At 65.3% G+C, this 1,824-nt stretch carries 2 protein-coding genes; one reads left to right on the top strand and one right to left on the bottom strand.

All coding sequences use genetic code 11. The annotated features are described in order from the left end of the window. Positions 1-423 precede the first annotated feature (423 nt). Positions 424-870 (bottom strand): hypothetical protein, encoded by a 447-nt coding sequence (locus tag CED_RS21170; protein WP_035913743.1) that lies wholly within the window; start codon positions 868-870, stop codon positions 424-426. Positions 871-1,087: 217 nt separating this feature from the next. Here CED_RS21170 and CED_RS24120 point away from each other — a divergent pair, with 217 nt between their 5' ends. Continuing rightward, a complete protein-coding gene (locus CED_RS24120; protein WP_023842285.1) occupies positions 1,088-1,735 on the top strand; it encodes a helix-turn-helix domain-containing protein in 648 nt (215 codons plus the stop codon). Positions 1,736-1,824 lie beyond the last annotated feature (89 nt).

Raw genomic sequence — 1,824 nt, forward strand, 5'->3', positions numbered from 1 at the left:
ACCGGAGCCCCGCGCCTTCATCGTCTCCACCCCCAGGGACGCTCACACCCAGCGACGCTCACGGAGCGTCACCAAACGTTGCAGGGAAAGGCTCAATCTCAAAGGACAACCGAAGCAGGGGCGCAAAGTTCAGGCCGGTGAGGTCGCCGAAATGCGCCCGCGTGAGCACACTGTCAAAGATCATAATCTTGTTATGAGCTTTCTCGGGGCCGATTTTAGGCTCCACAGAGCTAAACCACGACCGCGAACCTGGCAGAGTTTTAGGTGGTTCGCCTATTGACGCCCCGCACCCGGCCTACGTCCCGGACGGAACCGCCCGGATAACCCCGGCGATCTTGGCCCACTTGTCGGCGCTCAAGGTGGGGGCGCGCTGGAGCTGGAGGCGCACCCATTCGGCCGCTGTCACCACGTGCTCCGGCCGCTTTATTCGTAAGGGCGGTGGCCGGCTCCGTACTGCATTTCCAGCAGCTGTTGCGCGACGAGCCGCCTCAACCGCCCCTCCTGGCGAAATCGAAACTGACGCATCTCCACGCCGCTGACTTCTTGGGCGGCCTGCCGCGCGCCCGCCGGCGTGAGCCGCGCCGTCTTCGGATGCACCCGGAACAGCAGATGCACCTGGTTGTGCTCAGGCACCGCCTCATCCAGGCTGGCCGCCGCCTCCCGCACCACCGCCAGCACCGCCGTCGCCAACCCAAGGCTGGTGGCGGCATGCACCCGCCCGCGGACGATGCCGAGGCCGGTCAAGGCGGGAAGGTCCCGCAGTAGCGGCTCCAGGTCCAGGGGCGAGGCGGCCGACCGGACGGGGGCCAGCTCCTTCGTCAGCTGGTCCAGGGGGTCCGGGACAGCGCCCACCCGCGAGGCGTCAGCCATTGGCGCGCTCCAGTCTCAGCGATCTTGGTGCCGCCAGCCAGGGTGGCCGACGGCCTGATGCGATCGAGGCTGCAACACAAACCCCCTGGTTGTGGGCGTCAACCAACCACCAACCGTTTCAGAGCTGGTTGGCTCGCCTGCCAACCACCCGGCCAACCAACCACCTCACTCCCGTCAAGCAGCAGGCCGCGTCTCTCCGGGATACTGAGGTGCTGACATGGGGGAGGGTCGTCGGTTGCCACCAAGCGATGAGGAGGAGGCAGTCCCGTTCGCGGCTCCGCGCACGGGCGGCCTGGCCGTGCCTGCCGCCAATGAGCCGGGGCGGTCGCCCGTCCTCACACCGGCTCAGCGCGTCGGCGCCGCGATGCGACAGGCCCGCGAGGGGCGCGGTTTTTCATTGCGCTATATGGGGGACAAAATAGGGAGGCACCACAGCACGCTGTCGCCGAATGAACTCGGTAATACGATGGCGACCGATAAGACGCTTCAGCTCTACGAGGAAGCCCTGCATCTACCTTCAGGCTCCCTGGTGCAGGTAAAGAAGGAGTCTCTTTCGCGGGGGCAAGACATCACCGGGGAAAAAGTTGGGGAAGCGGCCGATAGCCAACCGCAAACCGGTGCCGAACAAAGCGAGCCTCTGCTGTCGCCAGCTGAAATTGCGTCTGATCGCACCTTGAAAGACTTCGGGCCGTCCAGGGTATATACCGTTCAAGGTGTGCTCCGCAGTTGGCAAGGGCGATTGTTCCTGGCCGCCGCCGCAACCGTCCTCGCATTCTGGGCCGTCGCTCGTTACGCGCCCACATTCTACCCATTGGCTAGCCCGGTTCCAGATGCGAGTGACGCCCAGGCACTTCATTGTTCGTAAGAGTTCGGTGATGGCGTGGGTGGGCGGGCCGAAGGCCCGGCCGGTGTTGCCGGTCGGGTGGTTTTCGGCTTGTGGGTGGGGTTAGGGCT

Origin of the sequence: Frankia sp. CeD (assembly GCF_000732115.1) — a bacterium.
In the GTDB taxonomy this organism is placed as follows: Bacteria; Actinomycetota; Actinomycetes; order Frankiales; family Frankiaceae; genus Frankia; species Frankia casuarinae.

Coding starts and splice junctions, on each gene's coding strand:
- CED_RS21170 (WP_035913743.1), bottom strand. CDS start 870: ATGGCTGACGCCTCGCGGGTGGGCGCTGTCCCGGACCCCCTGGACCAG.
- CED_RS24120 (WP_023842285.1), top strand. CDS start 1,088: ATGGGGGAGGGTCGTCGGTTGCCACCAAGCGATGAGGAGGAGGCAGTC.